This window comes from Nocardia amikacinitolerans (assembly GCF_900215415.1).
Lineage (GTDB): Bacteria > Actinomycetota > Actinomycetes > Mycobacteriales > Mycobacteriaceae > Nocardia > Nocardia amikacinitolerans.
Genome location: NZ_OBEG01000003.1, coordinates 464,453 through 488,565 on the forward strand (window position 1 = coordinate 464,453; position 24,113 = coordinate 488,565).

At 69.5% G+C, this 24,113-nt stretch carries 24 protein-coding genes; 10 read left to right on the forward strand and 14 right to left on the reverse strand.

Annotation, left to right across the window (positions count from 1 at the left end; genetic code table 11):
- The first annotated feature begins 54 nt into the window (after positions 1-54).
- The 3 genes from CRP45_RS16375 to CRP45_RS16385 all read left to right on the forward strand — a co-directional run bounded on the left by CRP45_RS16375 (position 55) and on the right by CRP45_RS16385 (position 2,782).
- Positions 55-882 (forward strand): isoprenyl transferase, encoded by an 828-nt coding sequence (locus tag CRP45_RS16375; protein ID WP_097245782.1) that lies wholly within the window; start codon positions 55-57, stop codon positions 880-882.
- 14 nt (positions 883-896) lie between these two features.
- A complete protein-coding gene (locus tag CRP45_RS16380) occupies positions 897-1,307 on the forward strand; it encodes a YbjN domain-containing protein (RefSeq protein WP_097246106.1) in 411 nt (136 codons plus the stop codon).
- Positions 1,308-1,402: 95 nt separating this feature from the next.
- Complete coding sequence (locus CRP45_RS16385) at positions 1,403-2,782, forward strand: ATP-binding protein (protein ID WP_097245783.1); 1,380 nt, start codon at positions 1,403-1,405, stop codon at positions 2,780-2,782.
- A gap of 28 nt (positions 2,783-2,810) precedes the next feature.
- Here CRP45_RS16385 and CRP45_RS16390 read toward each other — a convergent pair whose 3' ends face one another.
- Positions 2,811-3,419 carry a TetR/AcrR family transcriptional regulator gene (locus CRP45_RS16390; protein WP_067787214.1) on the reverse strand — a complete coding sequence of 203 codons (609 nt, stop codon included), beginning with the start codon at positions 3,417-3,419 and terminating at the stop codon, positions 2,811-2,813.
- A 103-nt stretch (positions 3,420-3,522) separates the two neighbouring features.
- Between CRP45_RS16390 and CRP45_RS16395 the strand changes: the two genes are divergently transcribed.
- Positions 3,523-4,497 (forward strand): hypothetical protein, encoded by a 975-nt coding sequence (locus CRP45_RS16395; RefSeq protein WP_097245784.1) that lies wholly within the window; start codon positions 3,523-3,525, stop codon positions 4,495-4,497.
- Between the two features lie 81 nt (positions 4,498-4,578).
- On the opposite strand, the gene CRP45_RS16400 is transcribed toward CRP45_RS16395, so the two are convergent.
- The 3 genes from CRP45_RS16400 to CRP45_RS16410 form a co-directional block, all read right to left on the reverse strand.
- The gene (locus CRP45_RS16400) at positions 4,579-5,007 is read right to left on the reverse strand and encodes a Fur family transcriptional regulator (protein ID WP_097245785.1); all 429 of its coding nucleotides are present in this window, start codon (positions 5,005-5,007) and stop codon (positions 4,579-4,581) included.
- 3 nt (positions 5,008-5,010) lie between these two features.
- The gene (locus CRP45_RS16405; RefSeq protein WP_067787209.1) at positions 5,011-5,361 is read right to left on the reverse strand and encodes an ArsR/SmtB family transcription factor; all 351 of its coding nucleotides are present in this window, start codon (positions 5,359-5,361) and stop codon (positions 5,011-5,013) included.
- Between the two features lie 79 nt (positions 5,362-5,440).
- A complete protein-coding gene (locus CRP45_RS16410) occupies positions 5,441-6,424 on the reverse strand; it encodes a hypothetical protein (protein WP_097245786.1) in 984 nt (327 codons plus the stop codon).
- A gap of 373 nt (positions 6,425-6,797) precedes the next feature.
- Between CRP45_RS16410 and CRP45_RS16415 the strand changes: the two genes are divergently transcribed.
- The 3 genes from CRP45_RS16415 to CRP45_RS16425 all read left to right on the forward strand — a co-directional run bounded on the left by CRP45_RS16415 (position 6,798) and on the right by CRP45_RS16425 (position 9,030).
- Positions 6,798-8,198 (forward strand): glycine--tRNA ligase, encoded by a 1,401-nt coding sequence (locus CRP45_RS16415; RefSeq protein ID WP_179830896.1) that lies wholly within the window; start codon positions 6,798-6,800, stop codon positions 8,196-8,198.
- Between the two features lie 97 nt (positions 8,199-8,295).
- On the forward strand, positions 8,296-8,541 hold the full coding sequence (locus tag CRP45_RS16420) for a ribbon-helix-helix protein, CopG family (RefSeq protein WP_067787317.1): 246 nt from the start codon (positions 8,296-8,298) through the stop codon (positions 8,539-8,541).
- A gap of 3 nt (positions 8,542-8,544) precedes the next feature.
- Positions 8,545-9,030 carry a type II toxin-antitoxin system VapC family toxin gene (locus CRP45_RS16425; RefSeq protein ID WP_097245787.1) on the forward strand — a complete coding sequence of 162 codons (486 nt, stop codon included), beginning with the start codon at positions 8,545-8,547 and terminating at the stop codon, positions 9,028-9,030.
- Positions 9,031-9,142: 112 nt separating this feature from the next.
- Here CRP45_RS16425 and CRP45_RS16430 read toward each other — a convergent pair whose 3' ends face one another.
- Entirely contained in the window at positions 9,143-9,763 is a 621-nt protein-coding gene (locus CRP45_RS16430) for a TenA family protein (RefSeq protein ID WP_097245788.1), read from the reverse strand.
- 63 nt (positions 9,764-9,826) lie between these two features.
- Here CRP45_RS16430 and CRP45_RS34635 point away from each other — a divergent pair, with 63 nt between their 5' ends.
- Both CRP45_RS34635 and CRP45_RS16440 read left to right on the forward strand, forming a co-directional pair.
- Positions 9,827-11,419, forward strand: coding sequence for a phthiocerol/phthiodiolone dimycocerosyl transferase family protein (locus CRP45_RS34635; protein WP_245910169.1), 1,593 nt, complete (start codon positions 9,827-9,829; stop codon positions 11,417-11,419).
- Positions 11,420-11,626: 207 nt separating this feature from the next.
- Positions 11,627-13,066: a molybdopterin-dependent oxidoreductase gene (locus tag CRP45_RS16440; RefSeq protein WP_143861453.1), complete on the forward strand. Its 1,440-nt coding sequence runs from the start codon at positions 11,627-11,629 to the stop codon at positions 13,064-13,066.
- Positions 13,067-13,173: 107 nt separating this feature from the next.
- Here CRP45_RS16440 and CRP45_RS16445 read toward each other — a convergent pair whose 3' ends face one another.
- Together CRP45_RS16445 and CRP45_RS16450 are read right to left on the reverse strand one after the other, a co-directional pair.
- Positions 13,174-13,992 (reverse strand): MerR family transcriptional regulator, encoded by an 819-nt coding sequence (locus tag CRP45_RS16445; protein WP_097245790.1) that lies wholly within the window; start codon positions 13,990-13,992, stop codon positions 13,174-13,176.
- 45 nt (positions 13,993-14,037) lie between these two features.
- The gene (locus tag CRP45_RS16450; protein ID WP_097245791.1) at positions 14,038-16,011 is read right to left on the reverse strand and encodes a TPM domain-containing protein; all 1,974 of its coding nucleotides are present in this window, start codon (positions 16,009-16,011) and stop codon (positions 14,038-14,040) included.
- Positions 16,012-16,061: 50 nt separating this feature from the next.
- On the opposite strand from CRP45_RS16450, the gene CRP45_RS16455 reads away from it, so the two are divergent.
- Positions 16,062-16,739 (forward strand): MBL fold metallo-hydrolase, encoded by a 678-nt coding sequence (locus CRP45_RS16455; RefSeq protein ID WP_097245792.1) that lies wholly within the window; start codon positions 16,062-16,064, stop codon positions 16,737-16,739.
- Between the two features lie 144 nt (positions 16,740-16,883).
- Here the strand turns inward: CRP45_RS16455 and CRP45_RS16460 are convergent, their stop codons facing one another.
- The 7 genes from CRP45_RS16460 to CRP45_RS16490 form a co-directional block, all read right to left on the reverse strand.
- Positions 16,884-17,771 (reverse strand): NAD(P)-dependent oxidoreductase, encoded by an 888-nt coding sequence (locus tag CRP45_RS16460; RefSeq protein ID WP_097245793.1) that lies wholly within the window; start codon positions 17,769-17,771, stop codon positions 16,884-16,886.
- Positions 17,772-17,944: 173 nt separating this feature from the next.
- The gene (locus CRP45_RS16465; RefSeq protein ID WP_245910170.1) at positions 17,945-18,880 is read right to left on the reverse strand and encodes an MlaD family protein; all 936 of its coding nucleotides are present in this window, start codon (positions 18,878-18,880) and stop codon (positions 17,945-17,947) included.
- Positions 18,881-18,900: 20 nt separating this feature from the next.
- Positions 18,901-19,956 carry an MlaD family protein gene (locus CRP45_RS16470; protein ID WP_097245795.1) on the reverse strand — a complete coding sequence of 352 codons (1,056 nt, stop codon included), beginning with the start codon at positions 19,954-19,956 and terminating at the stop codon, positions 18,901-18,903.
- Entirely contained in the window at positions 19,956-21,044 is a 1,089-nt protein-coding gene (locus CRP45_RS16475; protein WP_097245796.1) for an MlaD family protein, read from the reverse strand. The genes CRP45_RS16470 and CRP45_RS16475 overlap by 1 nt, the downstream gene beginning before the upstream one ends.
- Complete coding sequence (locus CRP45_RS16480) at positions 21,044-22,087, reverse strand: MCE family protein (RefSeq protein ID WP_097245797.1); 1,044 nt, start codon at positions 22,085-22,087, stop codon at positions 21,044-21,046. Before CRP45_RS16480 ends, CRP45_RS16475 begins: the two co-directional genes overlap by 1 nt.
- A complete protein-coding gene (locus CRP45_RS16485; RefSeq protein ID WP_301315883.1) occupies positions 22,075-23,082 on the reverse strand; it encodes an MCE family protein in 1,008 nt (335 codons plus the stop codon). The genes CRP45_RS16480 and CRP45_RS16485 overlap by 13 nt, the downstream gene beginning before the upstream one ends.
- Positions 23,079-24,113 carry an MlaD family protein gene (locus tag CRP45_RS16490; RefSeq protein ID WP_097245798.1) on the reverse strand — a complete coding sequence of 345 codons (1,035 nt, stop codon included), beginning with the start codon at positions 24,111-24,113 and terminating at the stop codon, positions 23,079-23,081. The genes CRP45_RS16485 and CRP45_RS16490 overlap by 4 nt, the downstream gene beginning before the upstream one ends.

Genomic DNA, 24,113 nt, shown 5'->3' on the forward strand with positions numbered 1-24,113 from the left:
GTCGACCGGGCGATCCGCGGAGGTCTTCGCTGCTCCCGAGCCGGATCAGGCAGGATGGAGGCCGTGATCCTCCGTCGAGACTCCTCCACCGCGACAAGGCCGAGCAGCGGGCAGCAGAACCGCGTCGTCCGCCCGCCGTCGCCGCACCCCTCGGGCGCTCGGCCGCCGCAGCTGCCCCCGGAACTGGTTCCCAACCACGTGGCGCTGGTGATGGACGGCAACGGCCGGTGGGCGCAGGAGCGCGGACTGCCGCGCACCGCGGGGCACGAGCGCGGCGAGGCGGTGCTGATGGACACCGTCGAGGGCTGTATCGAGATCGGCGTGAAGTGGCTCTCGGCCTATGCCTTCTCCACCGAGAACTGGCGGCGCAGCCCCGACGAGGTGCGCTTCCTGATGGGCTTCAACCGCGACGTGATCCGCCGCCGACGCGACGAGATGCACGAGATGGGTGTGCGGGTGCGCTGGGCGGGACGGCGCCCGCGCCTGTGGCGCAGCGTGATCAAGGAGCTGGAGACCGCGGAGGAGCTCACCAAGGACAACACCACGATGACGCTGACGATGTGCGTCAACTACGGCGGTCGCGCCGAAATCGCCGACGCGGCAAGGGAAATCGCGCGACGCGTGGCGGCGGGCGAGATCGATCCGGAGAAGGTCACCGAGGCCACCGTCGCGCAGTTCCTCGACGAGCCCGACATGCCCGACGTCGACTTGTTCCTGCGGCCGTCCGGCGAGTTCCGCAGCTCGAACTTCCTCATCTGGCAGTCGGCCTACGCCGAATACGTGTACCAGGACACCCTGTTTCCCGACTTCGACAGGCGCAACCTGTGGGAGGCCTGCCTCCAGTACGCTTCGCGTGACCGCCGCTTCGGCGGCACCAAGTGAACGGCGGCACGGAGATGGACGCGGCGGTCACCCCCGATCAGGAACTCCAGGCGCGGGCGGGCGCGTGCCTGGACCAGTACGACATCGACGTGCGCGTCGACCCGGAGGGTTCGCTCGGCTTCGAGTACGAGGGCGCGCTGTGCTCGCTGCGCGCGGTGAACCTGGCTCCCGGCCTCGACGTGGTGTCCATGACCTGCGTGCTTGCCTGGGATCGTCCGCTGAAACCGCAGCTGCACAAGCGAGTCGCGGAGCGCAACAACAACTTGCAGTTCGGCTCGCTCACCGTGATCGGTCACGGCAAACTCGCCGATGTCATCCTGCGCTACACCTTCCCCGCCGCGGGCCTCGACGACCAGGCGCTGACCACCATGCTGCTGCTCGTCCTGTCCGGCGCGGGCCGGGCGCGCCAGGGTTTGCTGCCCTGACCTTCCCGGCCGCGACTTCGGTACTACGCCCTGGCGCGGGCGTCTGATCGGCGAATGCTGTGCAGTCGCTGTCGCGCCGATGGCAGGATCGGGGGATGCGCACCGAGGAGGGCTCTGGTCTCGCGGCACGCTCCGACGACGGACGGTCGTTCGTCGTCGCCGACGCGGGCGGCAGCGCGTTCGTCGCCGGTTCGCTGGTGGTCGTGGTCGCCGAAGGTCGCCGCCAATTGGCGCTGGTCGAGGAGCGATCCGAGACCACCCCCGCACGGTTGCGCGGCAGGCTGATCGGGGAACTCCACGACGAGGGCATCGATACCAGGTCGAGTCACGCCTTCGAGCGCGGACAGCTCGCCGCCGCGGACGCGCGGACCGTCGAGACCTTGCACGAGACCACCGGCGCCCGGCTCGAGGTCGGCGTGAACCTGACCGCGCCGGGCGGTCCGGCGCGGCTGTTGCCGAAGCGGTTCAACCGGCACACCTTCTGGTGCGGACAGAGCGGCTCGGGCAAGACCTACGCGCTGGGCGTCGTGCTCGAACAGCTGATCGCGCACACCGCGGTGCCGGTGGTGATCTTCGATCCGAACGCCGACTTCGTCCGGCTCGGCGAGCTACGGCCCGGCGCCGCGGGTCCCACCGCGGAAGCCTTGCGGGAGCGCGAGATTCGGGTATTGCGCCCGAATGCGGAGACCGGCAAACTGCGCGTCCGGTTCCGCGAGCTGCCGATCGCGTCCAAGGCCGCCGTGCTGCGCGTCGACCCGATCGCGGACCGGGAAGAGTTCAACGAGCTGCTGCACCTCGGGACGGTGCTGGAATCCGGTGAGCTGGGCCAGATCCTGCCGCGGCTGCGTGCCGACGGGTCGGCCGTGCAGCAGCGCCTCGCGATGCGAATCGAGAACCTGGGCCTGCTGGACTGGGAGGTGTGGGCCTGGGGTGACGCCGCCGTCACCGAGGTCGTCGCCGCCCGGCCGGACGTCACGGTGCTCGACCTCGGCGGCTTCTCGACGCCCGAGCAGTACCTCGTCGTCGCGCTGTCCCTGCTCGACGATCTGTGGGCGCGCCGCGAGGAGCGCCGCCCGGTGCTGCTCGTCATCGACGAGGCGCACAATCTGGCCTCGCCGCGCCTTGATTCGCCGATCGCGGTCGCGGTGCGTGAACGCCTGATCCAGATCGCCGCCGAGGGTCGCAAGTACGGGCTGTGGCTGCTGCTGTCGACCCAGCGTCCCTCGAAGGTACATCCCGGAATCCTGTCCCAGTGCGACAACCTCGCGCTGATGAAGACGACCTCCCCTGTCGACCTCGCCGAACTCGGCACGTATTTCGGGTACGCGCCGACCGCCCTGCTCGAGCGGTCGCCGTGGTTCCGGCAGGGCGAGGCGCTGTTCGCGGGCGGGTTCGTCCCCGCGCCCTCGCTGGCGAAGGTCCGCGCCCGGCTCACGCCCGAGGGCGGCGGCGATGTGGAAGTGCCGCTGCGCTGAGTGGATTCGGCACCCGCGCGGAGCGCCCTCAGCGGGCGACGGGCTTGCCGACCGGGATGAGCAGGTCGACGCCGCGGGCGAGGGTGTCGGGGTCGAGGTCTTCCAGGATCAGGTGTTGCAGGATGAAGCCGGGCAGGAAGCCGATGATCGCCTTGGCAACGGCGTCGGTGTCGGCGTCCTGCGGTAGCCAGCCCTGCTCGCACATGCGCACCGCGTAGTCGCGCCAGAGGTCGCGCATCGCATGCATGGTCTCGCGCACGGGCTCGGCCGCCCCGTCGTGCACCAAGGCCAGCGCCCACGCCTGCGGCGCCAGGCGCACCGGGCCGTCGGGTCCGCTCCGCCGGACCACTTCCTCGGCGATGCCGCGCACCAGCTGCGCCGGCGTCGGCAGCGGGTCGGTGCGCACCGCCTCCGCTATCGCGGCCCGCAAGTCGACGGTGGTCTGGGTGGCCAACGCCGCGATGATCTCGTTCTTGCTCTTGAAGTAGCGGTAGACCGCGCCGGCCGAGAGCCCCGATTCGGTGAACACGTCCTGCATCGAGGTTTCGAAGAAACCCTTGCGGGCGAAGCACAGCCGCGCGGCGTCGAGGATCTGCTGTCTGCGGCGTTCCAGGTGTTCTTCGCTGACTCGGGGCATGAGCCCAAAGTAAAACGAATATCCGTTCTTGACAAGCCGCCGGGGCCGTGCGACGGTAAGGGCATCGAAAGAGAACGAGCATTCGATTTATTGGGAGAACGTCATGAAAACCATGCAGCGAGCGGTCGCCCTTGGCCTCGGCGCGGCCCTGCTCCAGGCGCTGATGCTGATCGCCTTCGCATGGCCCGCGGCCAATATCGCGCCGCGTGACCTGCCCATCGCCGTCGCCGGTCCGCAGGCCGCCGTAGTCGCCGAACGGCTCGGGCAGCGCGACCCCGACGCCTTCGAGATCACCACCTCGGCCGATGCCGCGGCCGCGCGCGCCGCCATCGAGGACCGCGAGGTCTACGGCGCGATCGTCACCGGTGGGGGAGCGCCGACGGTACTTGTCGCCTCCGGTGCGAGCCCCGCGGTGGCGCAGCAGCTCACCGCCATCGCCCAGCAGCTCGCCGGGACGCCGGTTGCCCCGGTCGAGGATGTCGTCGCCTCCGATCCGGACGACCCGCGCGGCGCCGCCTTCGGCGCGATGGTGCTGCCGCTGGTGATGGCGGGCATCGCGGCGGGCGTCCTGCTGAGCCTGCTGATCCCGTCGGTCGGCGCGAAGGTCGCGGGCCTGGTGAGCTTCGGTCTGTTCGGCGGACTGCTGAGCATGGCGATCGCCCAGGGCTGGATGTCGGTGCTGCCGGGCGATTACCTGACGCTGTCGTCGGTCGCCGGGCTGGTGTCCTTCACGGTCGCCGGTGCGGTGGTCGGGCTCGCCGCGGTCCTCGGTCGTCCCGGCATCGGCGTCGCGGCGCTGACCATGCTGCTGGTCGGCAACCCGTTCTCGGCCGCCACCTCCGCGCCGGAGCTGCTGCCGCAGCCGTGGGGCGCCATCGGCCAGCTGCTGCCGCCGGGCGCCGCTGCCTCGCTGCTCCGCTCGGTCGCCTTCTTCGACGGTGCCGGAGCCGGGAAACCGCTTGCGGTGCTGGTGATCTGGGCCGCGGCGGCGCTCGTCCTGCTCGGTGTGGCCGCGCTGCGCGGCCGGGCCGCGGCCGCGCCGGTACCCGCGCAGGCGGCCGAACCCGTTCCCGCCTGATCCGGCAACGAAGAAGGCCACCCGCTTCCTCGGAAGCGGGTGGCCTTCTGCTGTGCGGCCCTGATCCGTCGACGTCGCTCGTCAGTCGCGGGAAGCCTTGGCGCAGCTCCGGCAGGTGCCGAAGACCTCGATGGTGTGGCTCACCTCGGTGAAGCCGTGATCGCACGCGATGGCCTCGGCCCACGCCTCCACCGTCGGTCCCTCGACCTCGACGGTGCGGCCGCAGTGCCTGCAGACCAGGTGGTGATGATGTCCCGTGGAGCACTGCCGGTAGACCGACTCGCCGGAGTCGGTGCGCAGCACGTCGACCAGGCCCGCGTCGGCCAGCGACTGCAAGGTCCGGTAGACCGTGGTGAGCCCGATGCCCTCGCCGCGCTTGCGCAGCTCGTCGTGCAGTTCCTGGGCGGAGCGGAACTCGTCGATGTCACCGAGCAGCGCGGCGATCGCGCTGCGCTGGCGCGTGCTGCGGATGCCGACCGACTTCTGCGGATCCAACGTCTTCTCCTGCACGGATCACCCTTCCTCGGCGTGCGCGACGGCATCGACCACGATATGCGCCAAGTGGTCGTCGACGAGTTCGTAGAGCACCTCGCGGCCGGACCGCTCGCCGTGCACGACGCCCGCCGACTTGAGGATGCGCAGATGCTGGCTCACCAACGGCTGGGTCACGCCGAGCGCGTCCACCAGCTCGTGCACGCAGCGCGGCGACTCGCGTAGCTGTAGCACGATCGCGATGCGCACGGGCGCGGCAAGGGCGCGGAGCAGCTCGCCTGCGTCCTCCAGGACGGTGCGCGCGGGCACCGGCGCGGGTCCGGGGGAGCGATACGGTGTGTGCGAATGCGCGGCGGCCGTCTCGGCGGTCATCGGGAACCAACTCCTTATTGGAAAGCGATCCCATTTTGATATGCACAGGTGCGCATGTCAAACGCGGCCCGCCGGGGGACTACGGACAACCGTCCTCGTTCGGCATCGGAATGTTCGGGTCGAAGTACTCCTCGCTGCGGCGCGCGGGCGGCGTCGCCGACCCCGTCCCGGGAGGGTTGCTATAGGACGGTGCGAGCAAGCCCAGGTGCAACTGCGCGCAGCCGACCGAGTAGTTGAAGCCGTCCACCTCGCCGTACCAGATGCCCATCGAGTCGGCAGCGTACTTCGGGTCGTCGATCCAGCGGAATTCGATCTCCTGGCGGACCAACGCCACGATGTCCATCGGGCCGTCCAGCTTCGCCGGATCGGGTGCCTCGAACGCGTAGGCGACCAGGTAGTTGGTCCGTATGGCCAGCTCGTCCTTGTCGTTGATCGTCGGCGTCATCGATCCGATGACGCGCGGTTGTACGGGCAGCAGCCGGAAGTCCGGCGCGATGCGTTCGGCCACGTACCACGACTCGCGCTCGTGGCCCGGCGCTAGCTCCTCCGCCAGTCGCTCGACCATATGGGGCGCGAGCAACGCGAGCACCGGGCTCAGGTCGCCGGTCTCCAGCACCGTGCGGTCCAGTCGCGCGGTGATGATCAGCTGACGCACCCGCTCCATGAACTGGCCGACCTGCTCGGCGGAGTATCGGCCGACGGGATACGCGGGCGGCGGCTCGATACCGCCCGCACCCTCGCGCCACATGGCGGCGGGGGTGTCGGCGAACGGCCTGGTCGGATCGATATCGGCGTTCTTCCGCAGCGGCGCGGTGGACGTGCTCGAGGTGGTCGCGGCCGGCGCGCTCGCGCTCGGCGCGGTCCCGTCCAGAAAGGTGAAGCCCGCCCACAGCAGCACCACTGCGAGGCTGAGCGCGAGCGTCGACAGCAGCGCGCCGCGGCTGGGCCTGATCAAACGGCGGGCCTTGTGCGCCCTGGTCGCACGCCGGTGATCGCGCAGCGCACGGCGCTCGGCTTCGCGCGCCCAGTCGGCATCGAACAGATCCGGTGGCAGATCGGCCACGGCCCACCCCTGTGTACTACCCGCCGAATCGTTCGGAGCTCAGCGCTCCATCCCGCCCCGGTCGTCTTCGGCAAAAACGTTGGCGCCGGGGCATTCCCGGCGGTCCGTCGGAACATGATCGCACCCACCGGACGATCGCGCGTCCCGGGGTCCGCGGGATGGATGCGCGTACCTTCGCCTCCGCTCCGGTCGTGCGCGGACCACGTCCGCCGGTGCCGATCGGGACGGCTCGCGTGAGCGGGCGTCCGGCACGCGATCCGGTGCAGGTGGCTGGCGGTGCAAACTCGATTGCGCGATGCCGATAGTCTGGAGGTCGGCAATAGGCTTTCGTATAAGCAATTGGCTGTATCGAAATCAATCCGACTCGCAGTGGATGGAGAAATCTCGCGTGGCACCCAAGTCGAAGGTGGACACCGTTGCCAACCTCGCCAAGCGCCGGGGTCTGGTGTACCCGTGCGGTGAGATCTACGGAGGCACCAAGTCGGCATGGGACTACGGTCCGCTCGGTGTCGAGCTGAAGGAGAACATCAAGCGGCAGTGGTGGCGCGCCATGGTCACCAGCCGCGAGGACGTCGTCGGCCTCGACTCGTCGGTGATCCTGCCGCGCCAGGTCTGGGAGGCCTCTGGCCACGTCGAGACCTTCACCGACCCGCTGGTCGAATCGCTCATCACGCACAAGCGCTACCGTGCCGACCACCTGCTCGAGGCGTACGAGGAGAAGCACGGCCACCCGCCCGCCAACGGCCTCGCCGACATCCGCGACCCCGAGACCGGCGACCCCGGCCAGTGGACCGAGCCGCGCAACTTCTCCGGTCTGCTCAAGACCTTCCTCGGTCCGGTGGACGACGAGGAGGGCCTGCACTACCTACGCCCGGAGACCGCGCAGGGCATCTTCGTCAACTACAAGAACGTCGAGACCACCGCGCGCAAGAAGCCGCCGTTCGGTATCGCCCAGATCGGCAAGAGCTTCCGCAACGAGATCACGCCGGGCAACTTCATCTTCCGCACCCGCGAGTTCGAGCAGATGGAGATGGAGTTCTTCGTCAAGCCGGGCGAGGACGAGCAGTGGCACCAGTACTGGATCGACACCCGCATGGCCTGGTACACCGACCTCGGTATCGACCCGGAGAACCTGCGACTCTACGAGCACCCGAAGGACAAGCTGTCGCACTACTCGACGCGCACCGTCGACATCGAGTACCGCTTCCGCTTCCAGGGCAGCGAGTGGGGTGAGCTGGAGGGCGTCGCCAACCGCACCGACTACGACCTCAAGACGCATTCGGAGCACTCCGGCACCGAGCTCAGCTACTTCGACCAGGCGAGTAACGAGCGCTACATCCCGTACGTCATCGAGCCTGCCGCGGGTTTGACGCGTTCGTTGATGGCGTTCCTGGTGGACGCCTACGCCGAGGACGAGGCGCCGAACGCCAAGGGCGGTGTGGACGTTCGCACCGTGCTGCGCTTGGACCGCAGGCTCGCGCCGGTCAAGGCCGCCGTGCTGCCGCTGTCCCGCAACGCCGACCTGACCCCGAAGGCCAAGGACCTCGCCGCCCAGCTGCGCAAGCACTGGAACGTGGAGTTCGACGACGCGGGCGCGATCGGCCGCCGCTACCGCCGCCAGGACGAGATCGGCACCCCGTTCTGCATCACCGTCGACTTCGACACCCTCGAGGACCAGGCGGTCACCATCCGCGAGCGCGACTCGATGGCGCAGGAGCGGATCGCGCTGGACAAGGTCGAGGGCTACCTGGCCCAGCACCTCATCGGCGTCTGAGTTCTGTAGCGACGACCCGCGACCGCCTGCCGGTCGCGGGTCGTCGCGTTTCCGCTCCACTATCATGGGCAACGTATGGTGGGGGTACCATAACCATATGGGTTTGAAGAAGACAACGGTCATGGTCGACGAGACGGACCTGGAGTTGATCAAACAGGCTGCAGCTCGGGAAGGGCGGCCGGAGTCCGAGTTCTTCCGAGAAGCGTTCCACCTCGCGGCGATTCGGAGCCGACGCTGGCAGAACGACTGGGACATTCCGGTCGTCGATCTCGGTCGATCGCTTACCGCCGAAGAGGTTCACCAGAACGTGCAGGATGCGATAACCGACGCCGAAGACCGGTGATCGATGATCCTGATCGGCGATACCTCAGGTCTTGTCGCGGCGTTCAACGCCTCCGATCCCGATCATGAACCGGCACGCACAGTCCTGCAGCAAGCCGCGCTCACCTGTGTTTCTCCGTTGGTGCTGCTCGAGATCGAACACGTGCTCACTCGTAATGTGAACCGCGATGCGGCCTACGGTGTCAACGACTGGTTGCTTGCCCAGGAGCGGACGGGGCGCATCGAGATTCCCGAGGTTACGGCAGCCGTGCTTCGGACAGCGCGCAAAGTGCAGCATCAATACATCGCGCTGCGGCTCGACTTGACCGGAGCTACGAATATCGCGCTCGCGGAGCGGTATGAGACGCCGGATGTGCTGACACTGGATCGGCGCGACTTCCGAGCGGTCACACCGCTGACGTGCCATGACGCGTTTCGGGTGCTGCCCGATGATTTTCGAGTGAGCCCGAGCGGCAAACAGCGTGGTGCACCGCCCGGTTCACGTAGATAGACCGAACCGGCGCGCGGAATTCATCGGTGCACCGCCAACCCCGGCTATCGGCCCGCATCGCGTGGCCGACTGAATGTCACCTCCACCCTGTCCAGGTCGGTCGCGGTGACATTCAGTCGGTCGATTTCACGGGAACATCCCAAAATGCCAGCTCGTGCCGCATGCCTTCGCGGAAGAGGAGTTCGGCGCGTGCGGGGTCGACGCCGGATTCGTCGAGCATCTCGGCGCAGCGGCGGGTCAGCGCGGCGAAGCCCGGATCGGCGTAGGTGTCGACCCAGCGCCGGTAGCGTGGCTCGGCGGGCGGGTCGATGGCGAGCTGCGCGCCGAGGGTCGAGTACCCCCACATGCACGGGTAGAGCGCGGCGAGACCTTCGCCGTAGTTCGCGGCCGAGTCCAACAGGAAGGCGGTGTAGTTCGCGCACGGTTCGCCCTTGGTCGCGCCGTCGAGGTCGGCGCCGAACTCCGCGGCCAGCGAGCGGTGCAGGGCCAGTTCGTCGTGAAAGGTGGCGTGCGCCAAGTCGACCAGATCGCCGAGGTGCGCGGCGGGCGCCTGCCAGGCCAGCCTGCTGAACACCCGCACGTAGTCGAGCAGGAACAGGTAGTCCTGCTCCAGCCACGAACGGAATACCGGCTCGGGCAGATCGCCCGCGGCGATGCCCGCCACGGTTGGATGCGCGCGCTGTTCGGCGACCAACGGACGGCCGATTTCCTCCAGATGTGCGGCGAGACTCATGTCCGTCAGTCTTCCGTACTGCCCGGTTTGCGCAGAACCCGGCGTTGCCGCACCCTGGGCGTTGTGTGGTGGACAGCGGACGATACGGTGCGGGAGCTCGCGCCGTCCGAGCAGCGTTTCGTGCGGCACGCGACCTATACCGGTCGCTCCGTTCTGGTCGAGGGCGAACTCGACATCCCGGCTTTGCGAAGCGCTTTCGAGGCACTGCTGCGCGCCCACCCGATCCTCCGCTGCCGCATCGGCGAGGACGCCGCCGGGACCGGCCACCTGTTGCGCCCGGCGGGGAGCGCGGTGGGCGCGTGGGTGCGCACCGGCGACACCGCGACCGTCCGGCTGCCGGAGGAGTCGCTCGATCCGTCGGTCCAGCTCGCCTACCTCGACGTGGTGACCGAGAACGACCGCGCCCGAGTGACGTTCTACGCCCACCACTCCGTCGCCGACGCGGGCCACTGCGTCGCGCTGCTGGCCAGGCTGTGGGACCGCTACACCGGCGAGGTATCCGGCGTCGTGGAAGATGCTGCGCCGCAGGAATATCCGCGTCCCCTGGAGTGGTACGCCGCCCGGCACGGCATTCCCAGGTCGGCGGTGTCCGGCCTTGAGTCCGCGTCGCGACCGCTGGCGCACCCGCCGGTCCTGCCGCCCGATCCGCCGACGCCCGCGCCCGCCGCGCTGGCCCGGCCGGAACGGACGATCCTCTCACCGGAGGCGACGGCACGGATCGTGGAACTCGGGCGGCGGCACGGCGTCACCGTCAACGCGCTGCTCACCGCCGCGCTGCTGCGGGCGTACGCGGGCGAAATCGGCTTGGAGCCAGGGGATTCCGCTCGCGATGGTGCGTGGCGGCACGGTGCGGGTGTTGGCGAGCCCGGGGATCGCCACGCTGCGGAACGGCGGGATCCGCATTCGTGCGATGTGGGTCGTGGTGATGTCGAGCAGCAGCGTGCTTCGGGGCAGTGCGGTGCGGTATCTGGCGAGCCGGGGGGTCGGTGGGTTGCGGAATGGCGCGATCCGCATTCGCGCGGGGTGGGCCCCGGCGACGCAGAGTCACGAAATCAGCACGGTGCGGGGCCCGGCGAACCGGACGATGAGCGGGATTCGGGGCGGCGCGACTCGTACTCGCACGATGCGCGGCCGGGCGACTCCGTACCGCTGCGCTGTGTGTACCCCGTGGATATGCGCGCACGACTGAACCCGCCGATCGCCGCCGCCGACGGCACCAACATGGCCGGGCTGGCCGCCTTCGCCGCCGACGTCACCACCGCCACCGACGTAATCGAACTGGCGCAACGCATTTCGGCGCGGCTTCGCCACGACCTCGCCGAGGGCATCGTTCAGCAGTCGGTGCTGCACTTCCCGGAGTTCTTCGGGCCCACCGCGATCCACTCGCTGGCCGGACACATCGCGGTGACCAACACCGGCAGGGTGCCGTACTTCCGCACGCCGCCCGGACTCACACTCACCGACTACGAGATCGTCTACCTCTCCGCCCACCCGCGCCCGTCCGCGGGACCGTCGGCGGCCGTCACCTTCCTCGTCTACACCTTCGCCGACCGCCTGTGCGTCGGCGTGCTCGGCGGCGGCCCGCTCGCGGCCCGCTTGCCGTCCGCCGTCGGCCGGGAACTCGCCGATCTGGCAGCGGTCTGCATCGACGTCTGAGCGCCCCGTCGTCCGCATGCTGTCACGCGGCCCGACCGCGGTGGTGACCACCTACGCGGCCATTCTCGACGCGCTCACGGCCGAGTGACGGTGCGGCCACCCGATCGGGGATCGGCTGTCGCGCAAAGGACCTGGCTATGCCCGCTGATTCGTGGACAATGCTGGGGAGACCACGTAGGCGATGAGGCGGAAGCGGGTGTTTCGGCGGTGCGGACGAACGAAGAGAGCGGGGGCCTCGGGGCGGCCGCGGTGGGTGTCGCCGCACTGGGGTTGGGGGAGGCGATCGCCGCGGCCAAGGGCGGATCCCTGATCGACACCGTCGGCCGGGCCATGATCGATACCGCGCCGGTTCCGGTGGTGGAGGCCACCGTCGTGCTGTCGGGCAGGCACGACAAGGCGGTCACCCGGCTCGGTGTCGGCGCGGGCGTGATCGCCTCGAGCGCCGCGGCAGGCGCGCTGCCGCCTCGACTGCGCACACCGGCCGCGCTGACGTTCGGCGCCGGTGCGGCGGCGTTGGCGCTGCGCGAGTCGACGAGGTCCGCGTCCACGGTCGCGGGTGCGTCGGCGGCCGCAGCGGTGCTGGCGGCCGGTTTGCGCAGGCGGCCGCGCGGACTGCTCGGCAAACTGGCGTGGACGGCGGCGGGCGCGGGACTGCTCGCCGCGGCGCGGAAGCTGAACCGCGATCACGATCTCGCACAGGACGGCGTGATTCGGCGCATCGGCCCGTTCGGCGGCATCGGCCTCGTGCCGGACGACGGGCTCGAGGAGCCGGGCCTCTCCCCGCTGATCACCACGGCGGGCCGGTTCTACGTCGCCGACGTGAACCTGCGCCCGCCGCGCATCGACCCGGACCGCTGGCGGCTGGCCGTCACCGGCAAGGTGGCGCACCCGCTGCGCCTGTCGCTGACCGAATTGGCTGCCGACGCAGTCGAGTTCGACGCCGTCGTGGTCTGCGTGCACAACCGGGCGGGCCAGGGCAGGGCGGGCAACGCGCGCTGGTTCGGCGTGCCGCTCGCGCACCTGCTGAAGCACGCGATCCCGGAGCCCGGCGCCACCCGGCTGGTGACCCGCGCCGTCGACGGCTACACCATCTCGCTGCCCGTCGAACCGCTGCGCTCCGGCGAACTGCCCGGCTACCTGGTGATCGGCATGAACGGCGAACCGCTGCCGCCCGAGCACGGTTTCCCGGCCCGCGTCCTCGTGCCCGGACTCTACGGCCAGTACACCGGCGCGAAATGGCTGTCCGAACTGGAACTGACCGACGACAGCCACGCCGACTACTGGGTCCAGCGCGGCTGGCCCGACGAGCTGCTGTGGGTGGAGCCGCACGCCCGCATCGACACGACCGCCCCCGGCCGCACCGTCGCGGGCACACTCACCGTCGCAGGCGTCGCCTGGGCGCCGCCGCACGGCGTCACGCAGGTGGAACTCAGCGTCGACGACGGCGATTGGCGCCCTGTCGATCTCGGCACCGAACTGGCCCCCGCCGCCTGGCGACGCTGGCGCACCACGCTCGAACTCCCGCCCGGCCCGCATACCCTGCGCGCCCGCGCCACCAGCCGCTCCGGGCACGTACAGGAAAGCGCCACCCGCGCGCCATTCCCGTTGGGCCCGACCGGAATCCACGCCATCACCGTGCAGGTCTGAGCATCCATCCAGATTCCGTCTTCGCACAGGCTTCACTCGCTTCGCAGAGGTTCTGACGTCTGTGAAGCGTGCGAAAGGCGTGCGAGGTCGAGACGCCGCGGAGCCGTTCAGCGGCGGACGATCGGTTCCTGGAGTTCGGTGACCCAGCCGTTGGGGTCCTCGGTGTACTCCAGGGTGACTTCGCGCGCCAGGCCCTGCGAGCGGTAGCCGTTGGCGTCGATCCAGCGGCCGAGCGCCTGCCACGGTTCCAGCACCTCGTTCATGCTGCCGCGGTGCACCACGGTGGCGGCCTGCTCGACGGCGGGCAGGTCGACGATCGAGAAGTCCTGTCCCGGAGCGGGTTCCGTGGCGACCGGCAATGCCGCGTGCACCCGCACCGATCCGTCGGCGCGTTCGTCGTAGTAGGCGATGGCCGGGCCGACGGGCGTGACACCTGCGCGCTCCAATCGCACGCACAGCTCCTCGAACAGCGGACTCACCACGGGCCCGATCGACTTCGGCTCGAAATCGGCTGCCTCGCCGGTCAATTCGGCGACCCGGACGGCCGGAACGGATTTGACGACCACCTCGTGCGCGGGCATGGCGCCCTCCTTCTCGATGACGCGGAGTCTCGTCTCGACCTGGAAGAGCCGTTCCCGGTCCGCCGCGACGCGCTGCTCCAGTTCCGCGTGGCGCAGGGTGAGCATGCCGCGCAGTTCCGCGCCGCTCACCTCCTCGTCGAGTATCCGGCGCACCTGTTCCAGGGTGAAGCCGAGTTCCTTCAGCGCGACGATGCGGTTGAGCCGGGCGAGCTGGCCCGCCGCGTACAGCCGATAGCCGGTGGCCGGGTCCACCACGTCGGGCCGCAGCAGCCCGATGCCGTCGTAGTGACGCAGCATGCGCACCGACACCCGTCCGTGCCTGGCGAAATCTCCGATGCTGAACATGTCGCTCTCCGGTCTACGGCCTCACACGGTGTCAGGGTCAAGGGCTCAGAACCGCCCGCCCCTGCTGACTCGTCGTGACCCGCTGGAACCGCCGTAGGAGCCGGGCCGGTACCCGCCGCCGGAGCGATACCCGCCCGCCGCGCCACGCAGCAAACCCTCCAACAGGATGCCGCCGAGTACCGCGCCCGCCTGCGCCCCACCCGAGGGCGTCCTGCTCGCCTCCCACGCACGCACGCTGGCCTGCGCCTCTTGCAGAGCGCGGCCCGCAAGATCGGCCGCGGCCTGCGCGTGCCGCAGCGCCTGACCGGGGTCGGTGCCGCGGAGCCGTTGCGCCGCATCGAGATTCCGCTGCGCCTCGGAGAGCCGGGTGCGGGCGTTCGCGTCGATGCCGCCGCGCCGGGTGGTGAGGTAGTCGGACGCGGCTGCCGCCCGGGCGCCGGCGTCGGTGAGCGCATGATCGAGGCGGCGGCGCAGGTCCTCGGCGGCGAGTTTGCGGTCGGTGGCGGCGGCGATGGCGCGATCCAGATCGCCGTCGGCGGCCACCGCGTCGTGGAAGGCGCTCAGCGGGTCGGCGTCGGCCGCGGCGGATGCCTTGTCCAGGGCTTGGCGGGCCGAAGCGGTGGCGGTTTCCAGCTCGGGGCCGCCGAACGTGACGAGCTCGGTGGCGGCGTCGATGTCCTTGCGCAGTTCGTCCAGCGCGGCGGGCAGGCCGTCGCGGGCTTGCTGGATCGTGGTCGCCGCGTTGTCGACCGCGTCCAGCAGCGTGCGCGCCTGGCCGATGGCGCCCTCGGCGGCCCGGATCGCGCCGACGGCCGCGCCCTGTTCGCCGACCGGCCGCGTCAGCGCGGTGCGTCCGGCGTCGACGTTCTGTTCGGCGAAGGCGATGCGTTCGCGTGCCATCGCCGTGTTGTCCCGGATCGGAGCGAGCACGCTGGGCGGATGCGCGGCGGTCAGCCGGGACAGCTCGGCTTCCGAGGCGGGCACCCGGCCGGTGAGGTCGACCAAATCCCTTGTCAGCGCGTCCAATCGGGCGGGCGCGTCGATCAGCAGGTCGCGCATCGCGTCGAATTCGGCGACCCGCCCGTCGAGTTCGCGATCCGCGCGGCCGACGATGCCGATCAATTCGATCAGCAGGCGGCGCTGGTCGTCGGTGGTCTCCGGGATGTCGTCGTCGAGCCGCTGGCGGAGGGCGAATGCCTTGGCGGCGGCGGTTTTCGCGTTGTTCAGCGCGGTGGTGAACGGCGTCGCGGCGGTCGCGCCGAACTCGCCGATGGCCAATTCCAGTTCCTCGGCGCTGGTGCGCACCGCGTTGTCGAGTTCGACGAGCACCTCGCGAGAGCGTGCGTGCAGCGCCTCCAACGGGAGCGCGGCGAGGGCGGCGCTGTCGTCGGGGTCCACCTTTCGCGCAGCGTCCAACTCGGCGCGGTTTCGATCGCGGCGGCGTTTGCGCGTGTAGAGCAGCAGCCCGCCGAGTGCCACGGCGACGACGAGGGCCGGGATCAGCAGCGTGCGCAGGCTGACGCCGCCCGCGCCCATCGCCGAGTTCAGTCCGTCGGCGGTCGCGATGCCCGCGGCAGCCCAGTCGCTGTCGCGCAGCGCGGGCTCGACCTCGTTGGTCAGTAGCTGATCCAGCTCGCCGTCGCTGACGCCCTCCGGCATGTCGCCGTAGAACCAGTAGTCGCGGGAGCCGGTGGCGACCGCCAGCAGCAGATCGCGGGTGCCGAAACCCGAAGCGGCGGCGGTGCGTTCGGCCCACGCCTCGGCGCCGAGCCCGTCGAAATCCTGGACGTAGGTGATCCACAGGCGGACCCGCCGGTCGTCGTAGAGGCGGTCCACCGCCGCTTGGACGCGGTCCTGCTCGCCGCCGTCCAACACGCCCGCGCTGTCCACGACATAGCTGTCCATTCGGCTCGGCGGTTCCGCCGCGGCGGTCGGCGCGCCGATCAGCACCGTGGCCAGCAGTAGGAGACCGCCCACGAGGGCGGACCAGCGGACGCGACGTTTCGGCAGCGACGGCATCCCACGAATGTATCCCCGGTTCCCGGCGAATCAGTGGATAGCATCGTGGCGTGATCACGATCGACCGCCCCTACACCGGCCACGTGTCCGCGGGCTCGAACCCGCAGCAGCGCGACCTCGACGGCGCGCGCATCATCAAGATGTCCGTCGGCGCGATGGACAACAACGTCTACCTCGTGCAGTGCGCGGCCACCGGCGCCGCGCTGCTCATCGACGCCGCCAACGAACCCGACCGCATTCTCGAGCTCGTCGCCCAGGAAGCGCCCGGCAAGGTCCGGCTGATCGTCACCACCCACCAGCATCCCGACCACTGGTGGGCGCTGAAGGAGGTCGCCGCCGAGCTCGACGTCCCCACCGCTGCGCACCGCCTCGACGCCGACCCGCTGCCCGTCACCCCGGACCGCCTCCTCGACGACGGCGACACGGTCGAGATCGGCGACCTCACCCTCACCGTCATCCACCTCAGCGGCCACACCCCCGGCTCGATCGCCCTCGCCCTCCCCGAGGAACCCGGCCGCATCCACCACTTCACCGGCGACAGCCTCTTCCCCGGCGGCGTCGGCAAAACCCACAGCCCCGAAGACTTCGACACCCTCTACACCGACGTCACCACCAAACTCTTCGACCGCTACGACGACGACACCGTCGTCTACCCGGGCCACGGCGACGACACCACCCTCGGCACCGAACGCCCCCACCTCGCGGAGTGGCGCGAGCGCGGCTGGTGACACGTGATGTAGGCCGCGTTCCGCTCTTTCGTGAATTCTGTTGCCGGTAACTGCGATCCCGCGTTTCGGGGCGTGTGAGAGGTATTCGCGCCTCGCGGGCGACCGCCGCGCTCAGGACTTGGTCGCGGCGGCCGATGCAGCGCTCTAGACGGGTCGGACGGGCGGGTGCAGGCTTTCGAACACGCGCTCCGAGCTCTGCTTGCCGTAACCCGCGGCGACTTGGCGGTCGACGAGATCGCGGACCGCGCCGATGATGTCGAGGTCGACGCCCGCGTCGCGGCTGGCCGAGACGATGGCGTCCAGCGCCGCCTTGGTGAAATCGAGCGGCTGCCCGACTCGGGTGTAGTCACCCGAGTCGATCTGCGCGCCCGCCAACGGAAAGGACGCCGTCATCGCGGAAAGCCATGCGGCCGAACGGTGTCCGAATTCTTCGGCGGTCATGCCGATCGAGCGCACCATGGCCGCGCCGTGGTAGAAGCCCGCGTGCATGACGTACATCCCGGACAGCAGCGCGAAATCCACCAGCGAGGCGCGTCCGGCGTCCGCGCCGAAATACTCGGAAGCACCGAGTAATTCGAGGGCGGAGCGATGGATGTCGAACACCGTGCGCGAACCGCTGTAGAGTACGGCCGAACCCGGCTGTCCGATCATCGACGGCACGGCCATGATGCCGCCGTCCAGATACTCGATACCGTGCTCGGCTGCCCACGCCGCGAGCTCGCGAGCGCCGCTTGGTTCCGTGCTCGTCAGGTTCACCAGCGCCGTTCCGGCCAGCTCCGCCGCCACCGGATCGAGCACCTCGTGCACCGACGCGTGGTCGAGCAGGCAGGCCACCACGAGGTCGCTGCCCGCGATCGCCTCGGCCGCCGTCGCCGCGCTCCTCGCCCCGGCACCGACGAGTTCCGCGTCCCGCCCGTGGCTGCGATTCCAGACTTTGGTCGGGTGCCCGCCGCGCAGGAACGCCGCGGCCAGCGCCTGACCCATCGCGCCGAGGCCGAGCACCGTGATCGATGTGTGCGGAGAATCCGCCATAACAGTCCACTCCTCGGTGATTCGAGATCCTTCAGTGTGGCGCGCCGAGATCATTCTCCGGCGCGACGCGGATTCGCCACAAGTACCTACTATTTTGTCCAGTACTTACCCGGAAGTGCGTACCGCACGGCAACCGGTTTCGACCGTCTCACGGGATACCTCGCCGAGAGCCGCTACTTGACCCCGACCCGAATACGCACGGCCCCTTCGGGTTCGGTGGCTGCCAAAGCCTGCGTGATCAGCGCGCTCAGGTCGACCTGGGGCGCGCTGTGTGCCGCCGCGTCGGCGAGGGGTTGGAGCATCGGCGCGAGGGGCTTCACTTCAGGACCCACCGTGGCGATCCACTCGGTGAGCCGAGTCAGGAAGGGCACCAGCCCGTTTCCCTCCAGGTACATGGCGGGTGTATCGCCGGTCCGCGCCAGGCGGCCCACCGCCTCGGCGATCTGATCGACCCGTTGACCGAACTCGATGAAACTCGGTGCGGCCGTGGCGAAGGACGGCCCGGTCCAGTCCATGTCCGGCGCGATGGATTGCAGATCGGTCATGATGGTGCCGATCTGCGGTGACCGGCTCATGATGGCCGCGGCCAGCAGGTCGGTGGATCTGGTGAGGCCGGGCGTCACCGATTCGGTGCCCTCCATGGCGATGCCGAGGGTGTCGATGAACTCGCCGATCGCGTTCGGGTCGAGCTGGTTCATCACCTGGGTGACCAGGCGCGCGACCTCCGGTGTCGAGAGTGGCGTGCGCACCCGAAGGCCCTCCAGCACTTGGCCTTCGGCGAGGTACGGGCCGTCGTCGGTGTTCGGGGTGAACTCCACGTACGGTTCGCCGAGCGCCGACAGTCCCTCGATGACGACGGTGCTGTCCACGGGCAACCGGTAGCGCCGATCGAGATCGAAGTCGGCCTCCACCCGCCCGCGCCCGCGCCGCAGCGCGGTGACCTCGCCGACCTCGACCCCGCGCAGCAGGATCGGCGAACCCACTTCCAGCCCACCGGAATTGCCCACCACGAGGGTGGCCCGAAGGCTTTCGCGCATCGGCTCCACCCGCACCACGCCGAAGGTGAGATACCCGATGCCGAGCACCGTGATCACGGCGATCCCACCCAAGGAAAACAGCGAACCGACCCTCATCGCACCGCTCCGATCATGCGCAGCGCCCGGACGACCTGCTCGACTTGGTCGTCGGACGAGGCCTCGCCGGAATCCACAGTCACACCAACGATGTTCACCTTCGGGCCTCGCTCGACGAACGGGATGATCCGATCGCGAATCAACGCCACGAGGGCATTCAGATTCGACGGCGCGCTGAGATCGAGCGGTCGCGACGTGAACGCCAGCGGGACGAACGCGCGGGCCGCCGCATCACCCGACTTCGCCAGCGGAGCCAGCCACACCATCGAATGCGAGACACTGCCCAGCGCACCGAGCACCCCGACGACATCGACGATGGACGCGACCGACGCCGAAACCTGTTCCACGGCGGGCTCGGTCAGCAGTTCGGCGACTTGCGGGCCCATCTCCTTCACCACGGCGGAATCGGCGGTGAGCGCGTCGAGGAAGATGTCGACCTCACGCAGATGCTCGGCCAGATCGATCGCGTTGGCGCCCACCGCTTCCGAGATCCGCGCCGTCTCGGCGGGATCGGCGGGCAGCACCGTGTTCAGCCGGTCGACGATCTCCTGGAACTGACCGACCGCCCCGCCCTGCACGAAGGTCGCGACGCCCGCCATGGTGTCCTCGATCTGCGTGGCCGGGACCGTCTGGGCGCGCGGGATGGTTCCGCCCGCCGCCAGGATCGAGCCGAAGCCGTCGGGCGGGGTGGCGAGGGCGATGTGGATGTCGCCGAGCACCGTGTTCTGCCGCAGCTGGGCGAGGGTGCTGGTCGGAATCCGCACCGACTTCTCGATCTCCGCCTCGACGACGACGTAACCGCCGCCGCCGTTGGTCGCGGCCGGATCGACCACGGTCACCCCCGTGACGTTGCCGACCTGAGCGCCGTTGGCCATGACCTTGGCCCGCGCGGGCAGGTTCAGCGCGTTGGCGAACTCGATGCGGATCGGATACGTCGGCCCCGACACCGAGGCACCCGGCACCGGGACCGACGCCGGATCGAACGCGCAGCCGCCGAGCAGCGTGGCCGCGAGCAGCGCGGCGAGCAGGCCGCGGCGAACCCTCGAAGCCATCACCGTGCTCCCGCCATGCCGAGGACCCAGTGCACCAGGTCGACCTGCGGTTTGCCGTCCGCCGACGCGCCGCAGCGCCCGGGCGAGATCGCGTTGATCGCGGCACACACCTGTTCCGCATCCTGTTCGGGTAGAGCCACTTTCGGGGGCAGGTAGGCGAGGCCGTTCGCCGTCACGGTGCCGATCGCCGCGGTGAGCGCGGGGACCTTGGTGACGATGTCGCGCAGGCTGTCCACGTTGTCGCGCAGCAACCGCACCAACGGCACGGTGGCGTCCAACACTCGGAAGATCGGATCGCCGAACATGCTCGTGATCTCGTTGAGCATCGGCAGCAACCGCTGGAAGCTGTCGATGATCTCGACGGTTCGGCCGAACAGCTCGTTGTTCACCTGGCCGAGCACGTCGGAGAGGCGCAGCAGCATCGACTTGATGTCGCCCCAGCGGGCCGCCACGCTGCCCGACAGCGAGGACAGCGCGTCGATGAGTCCCGCCAGGTGGCCGATGGCGGCATCGGGGGAGTTCAGCGCGCCGCCCAGCTTGCGGACGATCTCGTTGAGCTGCGGGCCGGTGCCCGCCGTCGCCGCGTTCAACGCGCTGATGCCGCGGGCCAACTCGTTCTGCTCACCGCCTTCGGGACCCAATGCCTCGCTGGACAATTCGGCCAGCGCTCCCAGGGTTTCCGTCATGCTCTTGGGAGTCAGCGTTTTGGTCAGGCACTGCGCGGAATCCCAACGCTCCGACGTCTTCCCGGTATTCACCAGCGCGAGTTCGCGATCGGCGACGATCGTGTCGGAAACCGTTGTGGCCGCTGCCCCTGCCAGCAGGGGATGGTCGGCGTCGACGGTGAACTCCACCCGCACCGAGGTCGGCGACGGCTCGATCGCGGTCACCTCGCCGACCGGCAGACCGCGCATGGTGACGTGATTGCCGACGTACAGACCGATCGTGTCGGGCATCAGGGCGCAGTAGGTTTCGGTCCTCTTGAAGGGATCCGCGGCCACCACGTACGCGGCCGCCGCCACCGCCGCGATCACCAAAGCTCCGGCGACGGACATGAATCCGCGCGAGGCAAGGACTTTCATCAGCATCAGCAGACCCTCCCCGCGACCGGCACGCAGATCGGTTCGGCGGGCGGCGCTTGGACGGTGGTGTTCGAATGATCGATCACGACCTCGCCCTCGCGCGGCATGAGCTGCCCGAGACGCCGGCCGAGCGCGTGCACATCGTCGATGACCGGTTGCAGACGTTCGCCGAGCCGCTCCAGTTCCGGCACCGCTGCGGCGAGCTGTTCGGCCATCGGCCGGAGCGTGCCGCCCCAGGCGGACTGCAGCGCGCCGAGCCTACTGATCACCCGGTCCAGCGCCTCCACGGCCGTGCGTACCTCGGTGCGTTTGTCGGCAAGCAGTGTCTCCAGCAGGTTGATCTTCTCCACCAGCCGTCCCAGCTCGCCCTTCGCGGCACCGACGGCGGTGAGGTATTCGTCCGCGATGCCAATGGCTTTCGAGACATCGGCCCGCTGCTGGTCGAGGACATCGACGAAATGTTCGACTCCGTCGAGCGTACGGCGCAGGCTGTCCGGGCTCGCCTCGAGCGAGTCCGCCATCGCGGCCAAGTTGTCGCGCAGGCCGCCGCCGTCGATACGGCGGATCGGTTCGACGGCGTCCTGGAATGCCTGAATCAGGCTGTAGGGGAGCCGAACTCGATCCGAGGGGATGGTTCGCGAGCCGAGCGGGACGTTTCCGGCGGGAAAAAGCGCCACGTAGTGGCCGCCGACGATCGTCAGCATGCGAATGTCGAGCGAGGTCTCCTTGCCGACGAAGACCGAGGAGTCGACGGTGAACGTCATCAGCACCCGATCCTGTTGCAGCTCCAGCGATTCGACGCTGCCGACGGAGATACCCGCCAGTCGCACGTCGTCGCCGGGACGCACCGACTGGGCCTCGGTGAGCTCGGCCGTGTAGGTGCGCTTACCGAACGGCACCGCGTACAGCACCGCGACTGCCGCCATGGCCAGCGCGACGAGCAGCACGCCGAGCACGCCGAGGCGCAGGTCGCGCCTGCGGGTGGCGGCCTCGTCGCGGCGCGGCCGGTTCCGGTCGAACCAGCGCTGAACTCGCGTCATCCCTTGCATATCGCCACCTTCTGGCCCGCGATCAGCACGTCGAGCGCGCCGGGTACCTCGGCCTCGCCGCGACTGCATGTCAGCGCGGTGTTCGAGGCGGTAGCCGGAAGCGCCTCGCGCAGCCCGGCCAGCAGGGCGGGCAGTCTGCCGAGCAGGTCGACGAAGACCTTCGGGTCCGGGAAGAGGGTGTGCACGATGGTGTCCAGATCTGGGTTGGCGTCCTCGGTGAGCCCGAGCGTGGCGAGCAGCGAGTCGACCGGATCGAGGACCGGCGGCGCGGTCAGCGCGAAATCGATCAGTCCGGTGATCTTGATCTGCAACGAGGTGAAGACGTCGGCCAGCTTGCTCAGCAGCGTCACCAAATGCGGTGAGCGCCCGCCGATTTGGTCGGAGATCTGCGACAGGTTCCGTATCAACGTCGAGATCACCTGCTGCCGGTCGGTCGCGTACCTGCTGAGGGTTCCGATGGCGTCGAGCGCGGGACCGATGCCGTTGCCGTTGCCCTCGATCACCGCGAGCATGCTCTCGCTGAACTGGTTCACCGCCTCGGGCGAGAGGGTGGCCAGCACCGGCTTCAGCCCGTTGAACAGGCTGGTCACGTCGAACGATGGCACCGTGCGGTCGGTTCCGATCGTCGAGCCCGGCGCGGTCCGGCCGCTCGGCGTGTTCTGCTGCTGCAGATCCACGTACCGCTGTCCGGTCAGATTCTGGTAGCGGATCGCGAACCTCGAGTTGTCGTACACCGGCGAGGCGCGGCGCACCGTGATGCCGATCTCGGCCTGATTCCCGTGCAGGGCAATGGTTTCGACCTTGCCCACCTGCACGCCGAACATGCGCACGTCGTCACCGGTCTTCAGACCGTTGGCATCGGTGAAGATCACCCGGTAGCTGTCGGTATCGCCGGAGACAGGCCGCTGGATCGCGGTGATCACCAGCGCCAGCACCGCCGCCATCGCGCCCGCGAACAGCGCGAGCCGCAGACCCGCCGCGCGGACCGAGATCATCGCTGACCTCCCGCGTCGCCGAGCAGCGGCGCGAGGACCGGCACCGTGCGCACGTCGATGTCGACGTTCAGGACGGGGCCCTCCGTCGTCTCCGGCATGGCCGAGCGCAACCGATCGAGCAGTTCGCGCAGTTCGGCACTGGACTGCTCGGGCGTCGACACCATCCCGGCGGCAGCCGCGAGAACGGGCGTCAACATCGCCGCGTACTCGGCGAACTCGTCACCCGCGCGATACATCGTTCCTTCGAAGGCGGGGAAGAGCTGCTCGACAACCATGTCGATCGTCGCGTCGAAGCGTTCGCGGTCCGTGCGCAGCACCGGAATTCGATAGACCTGATCGATCACCTGCAGTGTCGCGCCGACGAACGGGGCCGCGCCACCCAGCGCCGAACCGAACTGGCCGAGCTGATACGACAGCGGCAACGTCTGCGTGTCGGCGACCGTGCGGGCCAGCACCACCATCGACTGCAGCAGCGGCGTGAACGCCCGGATGTCACCGGCGAGCTGGGCAAGCACCGAGGTCAGCTGCGCGGTGAGCACCTCGTTGCTCACCCGGGAGACGCTGCGCAGCAGGCTGCCCATCGTCGCGTCGTAGGCGTGCGAGGCGTTCGAACCGGTCAGGTCGATCACCGTGCCCGGCCGCAGCGGCGCACCGCCCGGTCCGGCGCGCAGCGCGAGTTCGCTGATGCCGAAGACGTTTCCGGTGGCGTAGTCGACGCGCAAGCTGTCGTCGAGGCCGTCCAGGCGAGAGTCGTCCAGCCGCAACGTGATCCGCTGGGTGCCCGCCTCGTCGGGCGCGATCTCGGCGACCTCGCCGACCAGCACGCCGTCGGCCTTGACCTGCGTGCCAGCGACCACCCCGTCGCCGATCTGCTCGGTGTGCAACGAGATTCGCAGGCCGTCCTCCGCGCCGACGCCGTCGTAGACGCGCCAACTCGCGCCGACGCACACGACCGCCGCCAGCAAGACCGCCCCGGTTCGTATCGACATCTTGCGGTCGATCGCGACACCGGGCATTCCGTAATTCGGCAT